Source organism: Streptomyces sp. NBC_01546, from assembly GCF_045208355.1.
Lineage (GTDB): Bacteria > Actinomycetota > Actinomycetes > Streptomycetales > Streptomycetaceae > Streptomyces.
The window spans coordinates 8,150,685-8,167,226 of sequence record NZ_CP109379.1 but is presented as its reverse complement, the minus strand read 5'-3'; the positions used below and the strand labels follow the sequence as shown (position 1 = coordinate 8,167,226).

14 protein-coding genes and 3 pseudogenes are annotated in these 16,542 nt (G+C 70.7%); 4 read left to right on the top strand and 13 right to left on the bottom strand.

The annotated features are described in order from the left end of the window. Positions 1 to 36 precede the first annotated feature (36 nt). From OHA89_RS37240 to OHA89_RS37195, 10 genes are read right to left on the bottom strand one after another with little or no spacing between them, the layout of a single operon-like run. The gene (locus OHA89_RS37240; RefSeq protein WP_406368072.1) at positions 37 to 1,536 is read right to left on the bottom strand and encodes an ABC transporter ATP-binding protein; all 1,500 of its coding nucleotides are present in this window, start codon (positions 1,534 to 1,536) and stop codon (positions 37 to 39) included. After that, positions 1,533 to 2,345, bottom strand: a complete 813-nt coding sequence (locus tag OHA89_RS37235) for an ABC transporter permease (protein WP_266616341.1) — start codon at positions 2,343 to 2,345, stop codon at positions 1,533 to 1,535. Before OHA89_RS37235 ends, OHA89_RS37240 begins: the two co-directional genes overlap by 4 nt. After that, positions 2,342 to 3,289, bottom strand: coding sequence for an ABC transporter permease (locus tag OHA89_RS37230; protein WP_406368071.1), 948 nt, complete (start codon positions 3,287 to 3,289; stop codon positions 2,342 to 2,344). Before OHA89_RS37230 ends, OHA89_RS37235 begins: the two co-directional genes overlap by 4 nt. Beyond that, positions 3,286 to 4,851, bottom strand: coding sequence for an ABC transporter substrate-binding protein (locus tag OHA89_RS37225; protein ID WP_406368070.1), 1,566 nt, complete (start codon positions 4,849 to 4,851; stop codon positions 3,286 to 3,288). The genes OHA89_RS37230 and OHA89_RS37225 overlap by 4 nt, the downstream gene beginning before the upstream one ends. Continuing rightward, a complete protein-coding gene (locus OHA89_RS37220) occupies positions 4,848 to 5,660 on the bottom strand; it encodes a trans-aconitate 2-methyltransferase (protein ID WP_266616346.1) in 813 nt (270 codons plus the stop codon). The genes OHA89_RS37225 and OHA89_RS37220 overlap by 4 nt, the downstream gene beginning before the upstream one ends. Next, positions 5,657 to 6,931, bottom strand: a complete 1,275-nt coding sequence (locus OHA89_RS37215) for an MFS transporter (protein WP_406368069.1) — start codon at positions 6,929 to 6,931, stop codon at positions 5,657 to 5,659. The genes OHA89_RS37220 and OHA89_RS37215 overlap by 4 nt, the downstream gene beginning before the upstream one ends. Next, positions 6,928 to 7,986 (bottom strand): dipeptide epimerase, encoded by a 1,059-nt coding sequence (locus tag OHA89_RS37210; protein ID WP_406368068.1) that lies wholly within the window; start codon positions 7,984 to 7,986, stop codon positions 6,928 to 6,930. The genes OHA89_RS37215 and OHA89_RS37210 overlap by 4 nt, the downstream gene beginning before the upstream one ends. Beyond that, entirely contained in the window at positions 7,983 to 9,104 is a 1,122-nt protein-coding gene (locus OHA89_RS37205; protein WP_266616350.1) for a PLP-dependent cysteine synthase family protein, read from the bottom strand. Before OHA89_RS37205 ends, OHA89_RS37210 begins: the two co-directional genes overlap by 4 nt. After that, a complete protein-coding gene (locus tag OHA89_RS37200; RefSeq protein ID WP_406368067.1) occupies positions 9,101 to 9,934 on the bottom strand; it encodes a Rossmann-like domain-containing protein in 834 nt (277 codons plus the stop codon). Before OHA89_RS37200 ends, OHA89_RS37205 begins: the two co-directional genes overlap by 4 nt. Further along, the gene (locus tag OHA89_RS37195) at positions 9,931 to 11,244 is read right to left on the bottom strand and encodes an ATP-grasp domain-containing protein (protein WP_406368066.1); all 1,314 of its coding nucleotides are present in this window, start codon (positions 11,242 to 11,244) and stop codon (positions 9,931 to 9,933) included. Before OHA89_RS37195 ends, OHA89_RS37200 begins: the two co-directional genes overlap by 4 nt. A gap of 183 nt (positions 11,245 to 11,427) precedes the next feature. Here OHA89_RS37195 and OHA89_RS37190 point away from each other — a divergent pair, with 183 nt between their 5' ends. Further along, entirely contained in the window at positions 11,428 to 12,015 is a 588-nt protein-coding gene (locus OHA89_RS37190) for a GNAT family N-acetyltransferase (protein ID WP_266616356.1), read from the top strand. Positions 12,016 to 12,749: 734 nt separating this feature from the next. Beyond that, positions 12,750 to 13,130 (top strand): hypothetical protein, encoded by a 381-nt coding sequence (locus OHA89_RS37185; RefSeq protein ID WP_406368065.1) that lies wholly within the window; start codon positions 12,750 to 12,752, stop codon positions 13,128 to 13,130. Positions 13,131 to 13,598: 468 nt separating this feature from the next. Here the strand turns inward: OHA89_RS37185 and OHA89_RS37180 are convergent, their stop codons facing one another. Both OHA89_RS37180 and OHA89_RS37175 read right to left on the bottom strand, forming a co-directional pair. Further along, positions 13,599 to 13,790, bottom strand: a complete 192-nt coding sequence (locus tag OHA89_RS37180) for a hypothetical protein (protein WP_406368064.1) — start codon at positions 13,788 to 13,790, stop codon at positions 13,599 to 13,601. A gap of 15 nt (positions 13,791 to 13,805) precedes the next feature. Continuing rightward, positions 13,806 to 14,858 (bottom strand): ferritin-like protein, encoded by a 1,053-nt coding sequence (locus OHA89_RS37175; protein WP_406368063.1) that lies wholly within the window; start codon positions 14,856 to 14,858, stop codon positions 13,806 to 13,808. Between the two features lie 114 nt (positions 14,859 to 14,972). On the opposite strand from OHA89_RS37175, the pseudogene OHA89_RS37170 reads away from it, so the two are divergent. Further along, positions 14,973 to 15,310, top strand: a pseudogene (locus tag OHA89_RS37170) (transposase); the annotation flags it as partial. 157 nt (positions 15,311 to 15,467) lie between these two features. Here the strand turns inward: OHA89_RS37170 and OHA89_RS37165 are convergent. Next, positions 15,468 to 15,581: pseudogene (locus tag OHA89_RS37165) on the bottom strand (IS5/IS1182 family transposase); the annotation flags it as partial. A gap of 107 nt (positions 15,582 to 15,688) precedes the next feature. Between OHA89_RS37165 and OHA89_RS37160 the strand changes: the two are divergent. After that, positions 15,689 to 15,982: pseudogene (locus OHA89_RS37160) on the top strand (SDR family NAD(P)-dependent oxidoreductase); the annotation flags it as partial. Positions 15,983 to 16,542 lie beyond the last annotated feature (560 nt).

Here is a 16,542-nt window from a genome sequence, read left to right as displayed (position 1 = left end):
TCCCTCCACCTGGTGACCGAGCGCCATCCGGAGCCTTCAGCGTCTCGGCGCGCGGTCCGGCAGCGCCGTCAGCGAGGCGGACAGCAGCTCCTGCGTGATGGTGTGCTTCGGCATCTCGATCAGCTGATCGGCCGGGCCGGCCTCGACGATGCGCCCAGCGTCGAGAACCGCGATCCGGTCCGCGAGGACTCCGGCGGCGGCGAGGTCGTGGGTGATGAACACCAGGCTGAGTTCCTTGTTGTCCCTGAGCCGGGCGAGGGAGTCGAGGATGGTGGTCCGGGTGGTCGTGTCCAGGCCGGAGGTGATCTCGTCGCAGATGAGGACGCGCGGCTCCGCCAGCAGTGCCCGGGCCAGCGCTGCTCGCTGGAGTTCGCCGCCGGAGAGCTCTCCGGGGCGGCGCCCGGCGAGGCTCTCGGCGAGGCCGAACTCACCGAGGGTGCTCAGGGCCGTACGCCGCGCGTCCGCCGGTACGGCTCCGCGGAGCCGTACCGCGCTGCGGGCGACCTGGTCCAGGACCGGCCGGTGCTCGTCGAAGGCCGCCTTCGCGTCCTGGAACACGTACTGCACGGCGGCCAGTTCGGCGCGCGTGCGGGAACGGAGACTTCGCGGCAGCGGCAGCCCGTCGAGCAGGACCGTGCCCTCGTACGCGCGATGCAGCCCGGCCAGGCAGCGTCCGAGGGTGGTCTTGCCGCTGCCGGAACGGCCGACGAGCGCCAGGCACTCCCCTGTCGCGAGCGAGACCTCGATGTCGCTCAGCACCTCGGCGGCTCCCTGCGTGGTGCGGTGCCGTGCGGTCAGGTTCCGCGTCTCCAGACGCTTCGGACCGCACGGGCGGGGCGTTCGCGCAACGCGCGGCTTCTCCGGTACGAGATCCTCCAAGACGGATGACACGGGCCCTCGGTCCACGACCTTGCCGGCCCGCATCACCACGACCTCGTCGGCCAGTTCCCTTACGACGTCCAGGTCGTGGCTGAGCAGGATGACGGCGATACCCTGTGCGGCCACCGCGGCGAGCTCCGCCACGATGCCCTGTTTGGTGAGGACGTCCTGGCTGGTGGTGGGTTCGTCGGCGACGATGACCCGCGCGCCCAGCAGCAATGCCTGGGCCAGGACGACCCGCTGCTGCTGTCCGCCGGAGAGCTGGTGCGGGAAGCGGCGCAGCACGGCGCCGGGGTGCGGGATCTGGGCGAGACTCAGGGCCTGTTCGACACGGCGCCTGCGCTCTCGCCGGCTGCCCCCCTGACGGGCGGTGATGTCGGTGAGCAGGGCGCCGACGCGCCGGGCGGGGTTGAGAACGGAAGCCGGGTGCTGGGGTATGTATCCGACCGGGCCTGCGGGTACGTGGACCGCGCCGTCGACCACGGCGCCGGCCGGGTATTCGCCGAGGAGGGCGAGCCCGGTGGTGGTCTTGCCGCTGCCGGACGGGCCGATGACGGCGGTGACCTTGCCGGCGTGGGCGGCGAGGCTCACGCCGTCCACGATCGTCCGTCCGCCGATCTCCACGCGCAGGTCCCGCACGTGTGCGACGAGGGTCATCGTGTCGCTCCCTTCCGGGGGCCGTGCCGTTGGAGGACGGCGTCGAACAGGAGGTTGGTGCCCATCGACAGGGCTGCGATGAGCAGGGCGGGCACGACCACGGCCCAGGGCTGGAGGAACAGCCCGGTGCGGTTGCGGTCGACCATGACCGCCCAGTCGGCGGCGTCCGGCTGTACGCCCACGCCGAGGAAGGCGGCGGTCGCGACCAGGTAGAGGGCTCCGGTGAGCCGGATTCCGGCGTCGGCGGCGAGGGTGCGGCGCATGGAGCGGGCCACGTACCCGACGGCCGTGTGCCACCAGGATTCGCCCTGCATGCGTAGCGCTTCCACGGCCGGCCGGGACGCGATCTCGACGGCCGCCGCGTGCACGACCCGGGCGGCGTCGGGTACGGCGGCCAGGCCGACCAGGACGGTGAGTCCGGCGGGTCCTGGGGTGAGGGTGGCCGCGACGAGCAGCACCAGCAGGAGTGAGGGGACTGCGATGACCACGTCCAGGGGGCGCATCAGTGTCTCTTCCAGCCAGGTGCGGCGGGTGAGGGCTGCGGTGAGGCCCAGCGGGATGGCGACGAGGTAGGCGAGGGCGGTGGCCGCGATCGCCACGAGTACGACGGAGCGACCGCCGAGGAGCACCTGGTGCCATACGTCGCGTCCGCTGAAGTCGGTGCCGAGCCAGTGGCCTTCGGGAGAGGCGAAGGAGACCGAGCGGGGTCCGGACGGGCCCGCCACGAAGGGTCCCACCAGGGCGAGCAGGACAGGGAGGCCGATCAGCACGAGGGCGAGCACGGACCTCGATGGTCTCTTCTGCTTCATGCCGCCACCTCGGACCGGGGTGCGAAACGGCGGGCGGCCAGGTCGGCGGCGAGGTTGACCGCCACGGTGACGATGCCGAAGACGACGGCCATGCCCTGGACGACGGGGAGGTCCCGGGCGGCGACTGCCTCGATGAGTACGGTGCCGAGGCCCGGAATCACGAAGAGTGCCTCCACGACGATGACCCCGCTGAGGAGCCAATCGCAGGTGCGGGCCAGTTGCTGGATGGCGGGGGCGAGCGCGTTGGGCAGGGCGTGAGTCCAGATGATCCGGGTGCCGGAGACTCCGTAGCGGCGGGCCTGGGCGACGTACGGCGATGCCATCGCGTCGATCATCCCGGCGCGCACGAGGCGGCTGATGGTGCACACGGGCCGCGACAGCAGGACGACGACGGGCAGGACCAGGACGGCGGGCTCGGTGAACACATCGGCGCCGACGGCGGTGGGCGGCAGCCAGCCCAGCCACAGTCCGAAGAGCGTGGCGAGCAGGACCCCGACGGCGAATTCCGGTACGGCGTGCACGGCGAGGGTCAGGGCGCTGACGGTCCGGTCGAGCGGGCCGCCCTCGCGGCGGGCCGCCAGGACCCCGAGGCCGACCGCGAGGGGGACGAGCAGGGCGAGGGTCGCGGCGGCCAGGAGCAGGGTGGGGCCGAGTCCGGTGGCCAGGTAGCCGGTGACGGGCCGTCCGGTGACCAGTGAGGTGCCGAGGTCGCCGTGCAGGAGGCCGGCAACCCAGTCGGCGAGGCGTTCGGCGGCGGACCGGTCCAGGCCCATCGTCTCGCGGATGCGGGCGATACGGACGGGATCGGGCTGGTCCCCGGCGAGCGCGACGGCCGCGTCGCCGGGCAGCGCCTCGGTGAGGGCAAAGATGAACAGGACGACGGCCGCCGTCTGCCCCAGGCCGAGGAGCAGGCGGCGGCCGATCCATGACAGGTGCGGTGTCACGCGAGCCAGATCTTGTCGAAGCGGGCCCAGTCGAGGGTGTTGGCGGGGGCCTGCTTCGACACCCCGTGAACCTTGGGCGCGGTGGCGATGATCCAGTCGGCGAAGCCCCAGATCAGGAAGCCGCCTTCGTCGTACAGGCGGCGCTGCATCCGCTCGTAGAGGGCGCCGCGCTGGGTGACGTCGCGGGTGGACTGGGCCTGCTGGTAGAGGTCGTCGAATTCCCTCTGCTGCCACTTGGTGGCGTTGGTGGTGGAACCGGTCAGCAGCCGCTGCGAGATGTGGGACTCGATGGGCATGGCGCCCGAGCGGTAGGAGGCGAAGGTGCCGGTGTTCAGGATGTCCTTCCAGTAGGTGTCCTTGTTGCCGACCTTGATCTCGACGGTGACTCCGGCCTTGGCGGCCTGCTCCTTGAAGATGCCGGCGGCCTCGACGAAGCCCGTGGCGGCGGGGGCCGTGTCGAGGGTGACCTTGAGGCCCTCGGCCCCGGCCTCCTTGAGCAGGGCGCGGGCCTTGTCGAGGTCCTGGGCGCGCTGCGGAAGGCCGGCGGGATAGTACTGGTATCCCTTGCCGAACAGGTCGTTGCCGATCTCGCCGGCGCCGGAGAGGGCCCCGTCGACGAGTTCCTTGCGGTCGGCGATGAGGAAGAAGGCCTGGCGGACCCGGGGATCGTTGAACGGCGGGCGGTCCGTCTTCATGACGAAGCCCTGCATCGCACTGCCCGGGAGGCGGACGATGTCGATCTTCCCCTTGCCCTCATGGGTGCGGGCGGTGGCCGGGTTCAGCTCGTGGGCGTACTCGACCTGACCGCCGAGCAGGGCGCTGACGCGTGCCGATTCCTCGCCGGCGACGACGAATTCGAGCTCCTCCAGGTGGGGGGCGCCCTCCCAGTAGGCGTCGTTGCGCATGACGACCAGGGAGCTGCCCGGCTTGAAGGAGACGAAGCCGAAGGGGCCGGAGCCGATGGGCTTGTCGAAGGCGGTGGTGTCCTTGGGCACGATGTACGCGCCGAACGCCGCGAGGACATTGGGGAATTCGGCGTAGGGGCGTTTGAGCTTGAACTCGACGGTAGTCGCGTCCACTGCGCGGCTCGCCGCCAGGTCGATCGGCTCCAGGGATGCCTTGGCCCGGAAGGTGCCCTTCGGGTCGGCGATCCTGCGGTAGCTGTAGAGGACGTCTTCGGCGGTGACCGGCCTGCCGTCGTGGAAGACGGCCTTGCGCAGGGTGATGCGCCAGGTGTCGAGGCTCTCGTTGGGCTCCCAGCGCTCGGCGAGCCTGGGGACGGCGGCGAGGTCGGCGCCGAAGTCGGCGAGCTTGTCGAAGAGGGCCTTGGCGCGGGCGGCGTCGATGAACAGGTTGGCGGCGTGCGGGTCGAGCGTCTCGTTGGCGCCGCCACCGGCGAAGGCGGCGCGCAGCTTGCCGCCGCGCTTGGGGGCTCCCTCTGCGGCGTTCTTGGCGTCCGGGGTGGTGGCGCCGGTGCCGCAGGCGGCGGTGAAGGCGAGGGCCGTGGCGCCCGTGGCGATGAGGAAGCCTCTGCGGGCGAGGCTGGAGCGGGCGTCGTTCATGCGGGGGTGTCTCCGTTGCTGGGGTGGGGCGTGAGCCGGGCGATGAGGTGGAGGCGGTCGGAACTCGTGGTCCCGTGCGGCGCCTCGCCTTCGCTCCACGGCGGTTCGGTGCGGGGGCCGGGTCCGTCGTGCAGCGCGAGGACCTCGAACCCGGCGGTGGTGAGGAAGTACCGGAGTTCCTGCGGGAAGAGGAGCCTCCAGGCGGAGTGCTGCTCGTCCGTGAGGGAGCCGTCGGCGGCGGCCCAGGTCCTTCGGCGGCGCAGGAGTTGTGCGCCGTGATCGATCCACAGGGTGGTGTGGGAGGTGTACGTGGTGCCGCGCCAGGCAAACGAGGCGGTGCGAGGGCCGTCGAGGAGTTCGGTGCTGCCGAGGAAGAACGCCCCGTTGCGCATCTCGGCGACGAGCAGCCCACCGGGGGTGAGGTGGGCGCGGCAGCGGGCGAGGAAGGCGGTGAGGTCCTCGTTGGTGTGGCAGTAGAGCAGGGCGCTGTCCAGGCAGACGATCGCGTCGAAGGTGGCCCGGAGGTCGAAGTCCCGCATGTCGGCCAGGTGGTAGCCGGGGCCGGGGTGGTGCGTGCCTGCGTGGGCCAGCATGGCCTGCGAGGTGTCGATTCCGGTGACCTCGCGCCCGGCCCGGTGGTGCAGCCAGGCGGCGTCGCGGCCGGTGCCGCACCCGACGTCGAGCACGCGGGGACCGGCACCGTGGCGGGCCAGTACGTCCTCGGTCCAGCGGGCGGCGAGCCGTTCCGGGTCGGGGAAGCGTTCCTCGTAGAGCGCGGGGTGGTCGGTGAGCAGGTTGCCGCTGGTCATCGGGGCTCGCTTCGGGCGCGTGCGGGGGCACGAGGGGGCAGGGGGTCTGGGGCTCGGTCTGCGGGCAGGGCTCGTCTTCGGTGCAGGTGCGCCACGGCCGCTGCCGAGGTCAGGCCGAGCGCGAGGCAGCAGATGTACGGCAGCCAGGTCAGGCCGGTGTGGCCGGCGGTGTCCATGGACCAGCCGATGGCCGCGCTGCCGCCAGCCGCCGCGAGTCCGGAGACCGCGTAGAAGAGGCCGTAGAACGTGCCGGTCAGGCTCGTGCGCCCGAAGGCCGGTATCAGCTCCATCACGAAGGGCTGGGCGACCATCACACCGATGTGCAGCAGCAGGGCTCCGGCGAGTACCGGCAGGAGGCGCAGGGGGTGCGCGGTGGAGGTGCCCGCCACGAGCATCGGGGGCAGGAATCCGAGGCCCATGACGCCCAGGCCGGTGGCGATCCAGCGCCCCCGGCTCCCCCGGGCCTTCAGGGCGCGGGTGATGCGCAGCTGGAACAGCAGGTTCGCGACGGTCCCGGCGAGGAAAAGCAGGCCGACCGAGCCGCCCCAGCCGGAGGCATCGGTCGCCGCACGGGGCAGCAACAGGTACAGCTGGTTCTCCAGGCCGTACATGCCGACCATGGCGAGGGAGAATGCCAGGAACCGGCGGTTGCCCGCGGCCTCGCGCCAGTCGGCGAGGACGCTGCTGTCGGGGGCCGGTACCTCACCGGCCGGCAGCACCAGCAGCTGAGCGAGGGTCAGGACGGCGAACACGCCGGCGGCGGTGACGGCTGCCGCCCGGAAGTCCACCAGCAGCAACAGGGTGCCGAGCAGCGGGCCGAGCAGCGCCCCGGTGGTGGCGAAGACGTTGAACAGGGCGAACGCCTCCGCCTTGCGCTCCCCGGCCTCCTGGGCGACGTACGTCCGCACGGCGGGGTTGAACAGGGCCCCCGCCAGCCCGCTGAGTATGGACGCGGCGATCAGCAACAGCAGGCTGTCGCCGAGGGCGAACAAGCCGAATCCCACCGTGCGCAGGGCGCAGCCCGCGATGATCACCCCGCGTGCCCCGAGCCGGTCGGCGGCCGAGCCGCCGATCAGGAACAGGCCCTGCTGGCTGAGGTTACGCAGGCCCAGGACGACGCCGACGACGGCGGCCGACAGTCCCAGGTCGTCGGAGAGGTGGGTGGCGAGGTACGGGATCAGCAGGTAGAAGCCGGTGTTGACGCCCAGCTGGTTGACCAGGAGCAGTCGCACGGCGAGGGGGAAGCCCCGCATCGAGCTGAGGATCTTCACCTGACGACCGCCATGTGGGTGCGCCGGACTCCCAGTCCGGCCCGGTCAGCGGCCCATACGGTGCCGTCCGTGCCGCCGATACCGGTCCAGGGGTCGTCGGCGAGCAGCAAGTGCCCGTCGAGGTCCACCCAGCGAGCCCGGTCGGCGAGGTGCACGGCGGGTGCGATGCCGAGCGAGCTGGCGGTGAGGCAGCCGAGCATGAGGTCGGTGCCGCTGCCGCGCAGTGCGTCGTGGATGCGCAGGGCAGCCCGTACACCGCCGCACTTGGCGAGCTTGACGTTGACTCCGTGGACCCGTCCGGCGAGGGCGACGGCGTCCTCGTAGGAGACGGCGTCCTCGTCGGCGATGACGGGTACCGGTGACTCCTTGGCCACGCGGGCCAGGGCGTCGGGGCTGCCCGGCGCGATCGGCTGTTCCACGGCGGTGACGCCGAACTCGGCGAAGCGCGGCAGCAGGTCGATCGACTGGCGTTCGGTCCAGGCCCCGTTGGGATCGAGCAGCAGACTCACCCCGGGAGCTCCGACCTGCACCGCCCTCACCCGGGCCAGGTCCTCCTTCGGATCGGGCGATCCGGCCTTGATCTTGATGACGGTGAATCCGCTCAGCGCGAGGCGGGCGGCCTGTGCGGCCGCCGGTACGGGCGGCACGATGCCGATCGTGCGGGCCGTCTGCGCGGCCGGTGCGGAGTGCGTACCCAGGAGCTGGTGGGCTGGCCGGCCCGCCCGCTTGCCGACCAGGTCGAGCAGGGCCGCCTCCATCCCGGCGAGCACACCGGCCGGCAGCTCCGGCAAGCCGACCAGCGCGTCGGCTACGTGTTCGTCCCACGCGGTCTCGGGGTCGGGAAGGCGTTCGACGGCGGGGCGCGCCATGGTGAGGTGCCGGACGATGCGAGCGGTGGGCAGGCCGAGGTAGTCACTACTGACCACCTCGCCCCAGCCGGTCAGGCCGCCATGCTCGAGCGCGACCCAGACCGCGTCGCGGCGGGCCATCACCGAGCGGGAGATGCGCAGCGGCTCGGCCAGTTCCAGGTCGGTGATGTGCCAGGTGAGTCTCATGCGCCACCTCCCCGCGTCGGCGCGGGCAGGTGCGGCCGAGCGGCTGCACGCGGGTCGACGACGGTGCGGCAGCGGGTCCAGCCGACGGCCTCGGTCGCGTGCGGGTGTGCGATCTCCAGGGGGCGGAGGGCAAGTTCGGCCCGGTCGAGGCCGTGTGCGTGGCAGAAGTCGTCGTCGTAGACGGTGCCGAGGTAACGGTGGGGACCGTCGGGGAACACGGTCGCCACGACCGCCCCGGCCTCGACCCTGGCGGCCCAGGCGGAGACCAGGGCGACGGCTCCGGTGCTCCAGCCGCCGCTGACGAAGCTGGTACGGGCGAGACGGCGGCAGGCGTCGACGGCTTCGGCCGGGCCCACCCAGTGGACCTCGTCGAAGGCGTGGTGGGCGACGTTGCGCGGGTGGATGCTGCTGCCGAGCCCGCGCATCAGGCGGGGGCGGGCGGGCTGCCCGAAGATGGCCGAACCGACGGAGTCGACGCCGATCACCCTCAGGCGTGGCCAGCGGCGGCGCAGCGGGCCGATGAGCCCGGCGCTGTGGCCGCCGGTGCCGACGCTGCACACGAGTACGTCCAGGTGGTCGAGCTGCCCGCAGAGTTCGGCGGCCATGGAGAGGTAACCGGCCGCGTTGTCGGGGTTGTTGTACTGGTCCGGCCAGTAGGCATCCGGGATCCGGGTCAGGACCTCGCGGAGCCGGGCGATCCGGGCGGCCTGCCAGCCACCCTCGGGGGCGGGCCGCTCCACCAGCTCCAGGTGTGCGCCGTACGCGCGGAGCAACTGCCGCATGGACGGTTCGAGTTCGCGGTCGCCGACGAGGACGACGGGATGTCCGAGGGCCTGTCCGGCGAAGGCGAGACCGACCCCCAGGGTTCCGGAGGTGGATTCGACCACGGTGGCGCCCGGGCGGAGTTCGCCGCGCTGCCGGGCACCGCGCAGCATGGACACGGCGGACCGCGCCTTCATCCCACCGGCTCCAAGGCACTCGAGCTTGGCCCAGAAGCCCGGGTGGGCGTAGGGCAGTTCCGTACGGATCCGAGCGAGCGGGGTGCGGCCGACCAGCGTCAGCAGCTCCGGGTTCGTGCTGTGGGCCGGGGGGCGGTACAGCGGGGGTGCGACGGTCACCGGCTGCCCCCGTAGCGGTGGATGACTCCGGGACCGCCGTCGAGCCAGAAGAAGGGGTAGGGCTCGGCGGACACGGCACTGACCCCGGCGCCCAGGAAGCGTGGGAGGACCGCGCTGCCGGTCTGGGCGAACATGACCAGGGGCTTGCCGGTGGCTGCGGCATGGTCGAGCAGCGGCTGGAAGGTTCCGTTCCCGAGGGTCATGCCGGAGGCGAGGACGGCGTCGCAGTGCTCCAGCTCCGCGAGGGCATCGGTCCGTACGGGCTCGCCCCACTCGGTGGTGCCGCCCTTGAGGTCGCAGGGCACATAACCGGCGCCGCGCTCGCGCAGCTGTTCCAGCAGGGAGTTGACCACTCCGATGACGAGGACCCGGCGGATCCCGGTCACCGGCAGCAGATCGACCACGGCGCGAGCGCGGGCTCTGGACCTGTGCAGGGAGCTGCCGGCCGGCAGGGCGTATGGGCGGGCGCCGTGATCGGGAGTGTGGGGGCGTACCCGGCTCAGGTACGCGTCGAGGGCGGCGACCCGCACGGGAAGCATCGGGTGAGCGAGGAGCTCGGCGACCGAGGCTCCGACGCAGTCGTCGAGTGCCGCCGCGGGCAGGGCGCCCGGCTCCACGGCGCAGGATCCGACGGCCGCGTCCAGGCGCAGGCTGAGCACCTCGTTGCGGTATCCGCTGCTGCGGCCGGCGTGCCGGACCGCCTGGGCGGTGGTGAAGGCGAGCGCGATGCGTTCCTGGGCGGGATCGGGTCCGTAACTCCCGGTGCGGACCGCCTGGATGAGCTGGTCGATGGTGCGCACGGCGGGCTCGTGCAGGGTGGGCGCGGTCATGCTGGCACCGCTGACGGCTCGACCGAACACTCTTCAGCCGAACCCTCTTCAGCCGGACCCTCTTCATACGTGGGGTGCAGGTGCGCGATGAGCCGATCGGCGGCCTCGCGGGCCCCACTGCCCCGGGTGTCGGCGGTCATGATGTGGCCGAGGTACTCGTTGTTGCTGGTCGCGGCACGTACGGCGCGGCCGGGCTCGGCGAGGGTGAGTTCCAGTACCCCGGGCTGCGCCCGGACCTCGTCGGCACCCTGGATGCCGGTGAGAGTGCCGGTGGTGTCGGGGAGCAGAAAGGCGATGGCGGCGCTGTGCACGCCGGTCGGGCGCGGCGTGAGGTCGGGCGTGCGGCCGAGGGCGACGTCCACGCAGGCGGCGGCCAGGTCGATGCCGGTCACGTGCCGGACGAGTTCGGTGATCCGGTTACCGGCGGGCCGGGGGTTGACCTCGACCACCTTGGGACCCTCTGGCGTCAGTTTGATCTCGGTGTGGCAGACCACGCGGTCCAAGCCGAGGGCTTTCACGGCGGCCACAGCCGTGTCGACCGCTCCCCCCTCCGACTCCGGTGCGATGCCCGCCGGGAACATGTGGCCGGTCTCGATGAAAGCGGGCGCTCCGCCGATGCTCTTGTCCGTGACACCGACCACGCCCATGACACCACCGAAGGAGACGGTCTCGACGCTGACCTCGGGACCGGTGAGCAGTTCTTCGACGAGGACGGACGGCGTACGGTCCTGCCCGCGCGCGTTGACCGGGAACTCGGCCAGCGCCCGGCAGGCGAGTTCCAGCTCCCGCTCGTCGCGGACCTCACGGACCAGCATCCCGGCGCACAGGTCCACGGGCTTGACCACGAGGGGATAGCCGATCTCCCGGGCGGCGGCCGCGGCCTGCGCCGTGTCGGCACAGAGGGCGAAGCGGGGGCCCGGCACCCCTGCCTCGGCCAGTACCCGGCGGGTCAGGTCTTTGCGGCAGGCTCCCTCGATGGCTTCGACGGTCGGGCCGGGCAGGCCCAGCCGGTCGGCGATCCGGGCCACGGCCGGCAGGTAGTAATCGCAGGAGGAGACGACCCCGTCGAAGGCGAGCACCGCGTGCAGGCGTTCCAGGTGGGGCAGCAGCTCATCCATGTCGTTGGTGTCCGCGGTGATGATGTTGCGCGCGGCCAGCAACGGGTGCGGGCCGGCGGACCCGGCGCCCCGCAGGTAGTGGTGCAGGTCCCGGGTGACGAAGGTGAACTCGTGCCCGCCCTCCCCGATCGCCCTGGGCAGCAGCCTGCTCATCGACCCCACCCAGCTCTCGACAACCAGCAGATGCGCCAAGGGACTTCCTCTCAAAAATGCCGTCACGACCGTGAGGCATACCTGCGAAGCGGGCTGCCTGACGGGAGGCGTCCGCATCGAACGAGGAGGAAGTTACCGGAAATCGTTTTCATTTCCAATAGAGCGGATTTCCGGTAGCCTGCCGCTCACGAGACCGGAGTGCCGGAAGGGAGCCGCCGAGCCATGAGAGACCTGACGCAGGGGCAGGAGACCGGGCCGTACGTGGTACGGCACGCCAGGCCCGAGGACACACACGGCGCGCGGAGCGTCATGCTCGACACCTTCTACCGGGAGTTCGACTACGGCTACGTACCCCAGTGGCACGACGACGTCGTCGACATCGACAGCACCTACCTCAAGCACCCACGCCACACCCTCGTCGTGGCCGTCCTCGGCGAAGAAGTGGTCGGCACCACCGCGCTGAACTCCCGGGGCCCTGCACACCCCCCGCACCCGCGCTGGCTCACCGAGCGCTACCCCTCGGGCCGCACGGCGCAACTCCTGCGGGTGTACGTACGCCCGGACCACCGCAGGCACGGGCTGGCGCGCGCCATGGTCAGGACGGCCTGCGAATTCGCCGCCGGCGTCCCCGGCTACGACGCGATCTATCTGCACACGAACGTCGACATCCCGGGCGCGGAGGCCTTCTGGCGCAGCATTGCCGATGAGGTCTGCGACGCCCGCGCGACGGGCGAACACGGCGGCTACGGGACGGTCCACTTCGAAATCCCGATCCCCGTCGCGGCCACCGTCAGCCGGCTCAGCGGCTGACCAGGCCGATCAGATGGAGGCCGCACGCCAGCCGTGATCCTGCCGGACCCCGTCGGCAATACCGTCTGGGAGACCCGCAGGAACTGGCGGCCCACACCCAGGCAGGGACATCGACCGAAGGGCAGATCTGCAGTGCCCTCGCCCGCCCACTGCTCGTGGAACACCAAGGCAGCCGGGCCTCCCACCTGTCCATGGCACGCGCAGACGCCGTCTCCGCACAACGACAGGCCCAACGCGCCCAGCCACCCTGACGGTAGGCGACCGCGGGCGCGGGTCCTGCGGGCCGTCAGCTCATCGCCAAGGCTGATGTGATCAGATCTCGGGCAGCCCGGTGTGGCAGCCCCCGGGGTACGTCCTCAAGGCCGAGGACCGCGTGGTCCTGGCCGCCGCCCGCCGAGCCTGGCCGAGCTCCTCGGCCGCACAGGAGCTTCCGCCCCCAGCCCTGACGGGCCGCGGCCGCACCGTCATCCGGGCGGTGAGCGAACACAGTTCGCGCCGGCGTGCGCCGGTGGCAGACTGCTGCCTTGATCGCGGGCACGGGTCCGCGGACGTGAACGGGGATGCGTCATCGTGCGCAAGGTGAGGTGGGCGGCCGCGGTCGCCTTGCGGTGCTGTTGATCACGGGATGCGGCAGTGAAGGCGATTCGCCTCAGGGACATGGCGGTGACGCACCGTCAGCCAGCGGCTCCGCCCCGGCGAAGGCAGGTTCGGGCGGCAGCCTGGACGTCGAGGCGGTGAGGAAGGAAATAGAGGCCGCCGCCACGGCGGCCGGCTTCACCGCGAGGCAGCCCGCGGACGACGTCCCGCCGGGCCTCAAGTCCTGCACGGTCAGGTGGCAGGCGGACGGCGCGAAAGCCACCGACTCGAGGAAGTCCTACGACACCACGGTCGCCGCCCTGGTCAACGGGGGCTGGAAGGAGAGCGGGAGTTCCTACGATCGACAGTCGGTCACCAAGGCGTTCGACACAGGCGGCTGGAACATCAGGGCGTGGCACCACCCCCAGGGCCGGGCGGATGGGACGGATGTGGACAGCTTCATCGCCAACGACACCGGGCCCGCGTGCGAGAAGCCCTTCCAGGAAGACCTGGCGGACAAAACGACGAACAAGCAGTAGTCCCGGTCGCGAACACCCGGCAGGCCAGGGGGCGCGGGCATGGGCCCGTGACTCCCGGCAACTGCTGGCGATCAACCCCGATTCACTTCACGTACATGACCTTGAACTGCGGCAAGTGCCCTCCCCCGACGCCTTCAGCACGCCCGAAGTAGTCGAGGGAGGTGTTGTTCGGGTCCAGTGCCACTCCCCTCCAGCTCGTCGAGTCGAAGATGGAGGTGACGTCGATCCACTAACCGACGTCCTCGCCCCACTCGAACGTCTGGGACTCGCTGTCGCAGCTGAAAGTGCTGGGTCCAGATGCGTGGCCTTCGCAGCGGCCACGGTCCGCACCGGAGGCGCCGAAGCGGAAGCCTCCGCCTCGCGGCTTCCTCCGAGCCACCGGAGCACGCCGCCACCCCCGCCAACGCCGCCACAGCCAGCGCGGCTGCTGCGGCCCTCCCCACGCATCGCTGATCTCACGATTGTGGATCACGGCATGGCGCCGTCTCCGTCCTCGGTGGCGGTGCCGCCGGGCAGCGTCGTGAACGACAGCACGACCCCGTCCCCGGACGGGTTGGTGCTGTAGAGGTGGGGGCTTGCCGTCCAGCCGAGGAGCCCGTTGCCGGATACGGTGTAGACGTTCAGGGTGGCCGCGCCGCCCTGCCGCTGGCTCTCCTTCATCTGGGTTTCCAGCTCTCACTCCTCGGCGTACAGGAACTCCGGCCCGTAGGTCTTCCCGCTGCCGTCGGGCAGCTCCAGCTGAACGAGCTTCCGCGCCTCGGTGCGCATCCCGCCCATGTGGCCGATCGCCGGGAACAGCATGTCCGAGTCACCCGTCAGCCAGGCTGCCTCCAGCGCCCGCAACATGGCGCTGAAATGCGTGTTGAACGCTGCGAGCACCTGCTGAACCTCGGGCGTGGGCGCGTTCAGCCCGCCGTTTGCCCAACCGCCCTCGGGCACCCGCCCCATGGGGAAGGCCGGAGGCAGCGGGACATCGTCGCCCTTGAAGTCCCAGACGGCCGGATTCTCCGACACCTTGATCAGCTTCTTGCCGCGGAACATCTCCCGGAACACATAGAAGTGCGCCAGCTCGCCGGGCTTTCCGGGGAAGGGGTTCTCGGGTGAGGCGGAGGTGCCCTCGCCCTGCTCCTTGATGATCTCGATCGCGGCTCGCACCTTCTCGATGCTGTCGAGTGGAACGATCTTGTTGCCCTGGCCGTGGTTCTCAAGGGAGAAGTCGATCTGCCGGTCGCCGCTGATCAGGTGCTGGTGCACCTCGAAGGCCTCTTCGATCGCGGTATAGAAGGCCCCGATGGTGGCGAAGGTCCCGAACTGGGCGACCGGGTGATCCGGGCGCTCGATCTCGGAGAACATCTCGACCGAGTCCTTGGTCAGCCCCTCCAGGAAGACGATGAGTTCGGGCCGCACGCCCCCCGGCAGCGCGTGCTCGTACTTCGGCACCACCTTGGGATCGGCGAGGACCGGCGTCCCTCCGATGGTGGTGAGCATGTTGCACACCAGTCCCATATGGGTCATCTCATCGAAGATGATCTCCCGGATGTTCTTGGCAACCGCCGTGTTCGATTCTTTGATCGACCACAGGGCACTCGCGTACGGACCGATGGTCGCGATCTCCACCATGATCGCCTGCTGAAGGGAGTTCTTCAGCCACTCCGCATCGCGGTCCGCCGGGAGAACGCCCAGCAGCTCGACGATGGCGTTGCTCTCATACTCAAGGACCTGGGTCATGCCACACCTGCCTCATTTGTGTACAGACAGGATGAAACGCTATCCGTCCGGCAGGGCGGGCGAGCGAGGTGCGGGCGAGCCCCCGGACGGTTCACCCGATCGGGGCAGGCCGCCCAGTTGCTGCCGCTGCTGGACGCCGTCCCAGCGATTCGGGGCCTGCGAGGACGCCCCCGCTGCAAGCCCCGGCGCCTGTATGCCGATCGGGGCTACGACTTCGACAAGTACCGGCCCTGCTGTGGAAGCGTGGCATCAAGCCGATGATCGCCCGACGCGGCGTCGTACACGGCTCCGGACTGGGCAAGGAGCGCTGGGTCGTCGAACGCGCCTTCGCCTGGCTGCGCCAGTTCAAGCGGCTCCGTATCCGCTACGAACGACGCGCGGATCTGCACCAGGGCCTGCGCGAACTGGCCTGCAGCCTCAGATGCCTTCGCCGCCTCCGGACCTCATTCTGAAACCATCAGTCAGACGGTCTCAGGCGGTGCCCCGCCACATGTCGGAGTGAGCCTTCTGATCCGTTCCTGCGGGCTCCATCAGCTCTGTCGGTCGACCTGGCCGGAGGTGCTGGGCTCAGGCAGCCTTGACGAGGGTGGAGGCGCTGAGCTTCTTCTTCTGGGTGATACGGCGGGTCATGAGGGTGATGGCGGCCCAGGTGATGAGGGCTTCGGAGTGCTGGACGAGCCGTTCACAGTCGCGGGCGTGTCGGTGTGCGTGCATGAGCCGGGCCCGCCGAGGTCCTGTGCATCCTCGACCCCAACGGCGAACGCAACCACCTCCACGCGAGCCCGTGACCATCGCGATCGCCAACGCCGGGACGCCACGGAACGATTGCGCTGGTCACCGGCGCGAACAAAGGAATCGGGTACGAGACCGCCGCAGGCCTCGGCGCCCTCGGCTAGAGCATCGGCGTCGGCGCCCGCGACGATCAGCGCCGTACGACCGCTATGGCGAGACTGCGCGCGGCCGGCGTCGACGCGTTCGGCCTCCCACTGGACGTGACCGACGGCGCGAGCGTGACCGCCGCCGCACGACTGATCGAGGAACAGGCCGGACGCCTCGACGTGCTGGTCAACAACGCCGGCATCACTGGCGGTATGCCGCAGGAACCCACCCGGGTCGATCCCGCCTTCGCCGCCTGCGGAGGGACCGATCTCCCCCACGTCTCGGTCGACAAGCCCCCGCAGATCGTTGGCAGCTTCATCGACGAAATCTCCCTGATCCACTCCCGGCGCTACCGCACCCGTGGCCTGTCGACACCGCTGACCGTCCGGCGGTTCTACGGACTCTGCGAGCTCGCACGGCTGCGGATCGTTGGATCGGTCCAGATTGGGGCTGTCGCCTCAATCGTGACCGTTCACACCGCAATGAGCGATGACCGAGCCTCAATGGTTCGAAAGACCCTTGAGATGAGGGTCGCAGCGTCACTCCCGACCGATAGGCAGTAGGGCGTACGCCGCTTCACTCGGACCCGTCTCCTTTCAATCGAACATCGACGTGACACTCCGCGACGACTCCCCAAGATCTGTGCCAGAACCCCGTTCTCATGAACAAACCCAGCGGCGCGGGCGGCGTCTTCAGGAAGTGGAGGGTCGCGTCCACAAGGCGGCCCACCAGGGCACTACCCGAGGTCTGCTTTCAGGAGGTGTCGGCTGTCAGGCGGTTCAGGTGCTGGGCGACGCCATGCGTG

What these genes read in the sequence shown, in the direction of transcription:
- OHA89_RS37190 (WP_266616356.1), top strand. Translation starts at nt 11,428, where the DNA reads ATGAGAGACCTGACGCAGGGGCAGGAGACCGGGCCGTACGTGGTACGG.
- OHA89_RS37180 (WP_406368064.1), bottom strand. Translation starts at nt 13,790, where the DNA reads ATGAAGGAGAGCCAGCGGCAGGGCGGCGCGGCCACCCTGAACGTCTAC.
- OHA89_RS37235 (WP_266616341.1), bottom strand. Translation starts at nt 2,345, where the DNA reads ATGAAGCAGAAGAGACCATCGAGGTCCGTGCTCGCCCTCGTGCTGATC.
- OHA89_RS37220 (WP_266616346.1), bottom strand. Translation starts at nt 5,660, where the DNA reads ATGACCAGCGGCAACCTGCTCACCGACCACCCCGCGCTCTACGAGGAA.
- OHA89_RS37175 (WP_406368063.1), bottom strand. Translation starts at nt 14,858, where the DNA reads ATGACCCAGGTCCTTGAGTATGAGAGCAACGCCATCGTCGAGCTGCTG.
- OHA89_RS37240 (WP_406368072.1), bottom strand. Translation starts at nt 1,536, where the DNA reads ATGACCCTCGTCGCACACGTGCGGGACCTGCGCGTGGAGATCGGCGGA.
- OHA89_RS37225 (WP_406368070.1), bottom strand. Translation starts at nt 4,851, where the DNA reads ATGAACGACGCCCGCTCCAGCCTCGCCCGCAGAGGCTTCCTCATCGCC.
- OHA89_RS37210 (WP_406368068.1), bottom strand. Translation starts at nt 7,986, where the DNA reads ATGAGACTCACCTGGCACATCACCGACCTGGAACTGGCCGAGCCGCTG.
- OHA89_RS37200 (WP_406368067.1), bottom strand. Translation starts at nt 9,934, where the DNA reads ATGACCGCGCCCACCCTGCACGAGCCCGCCGTGCGCACCATCGACCAG.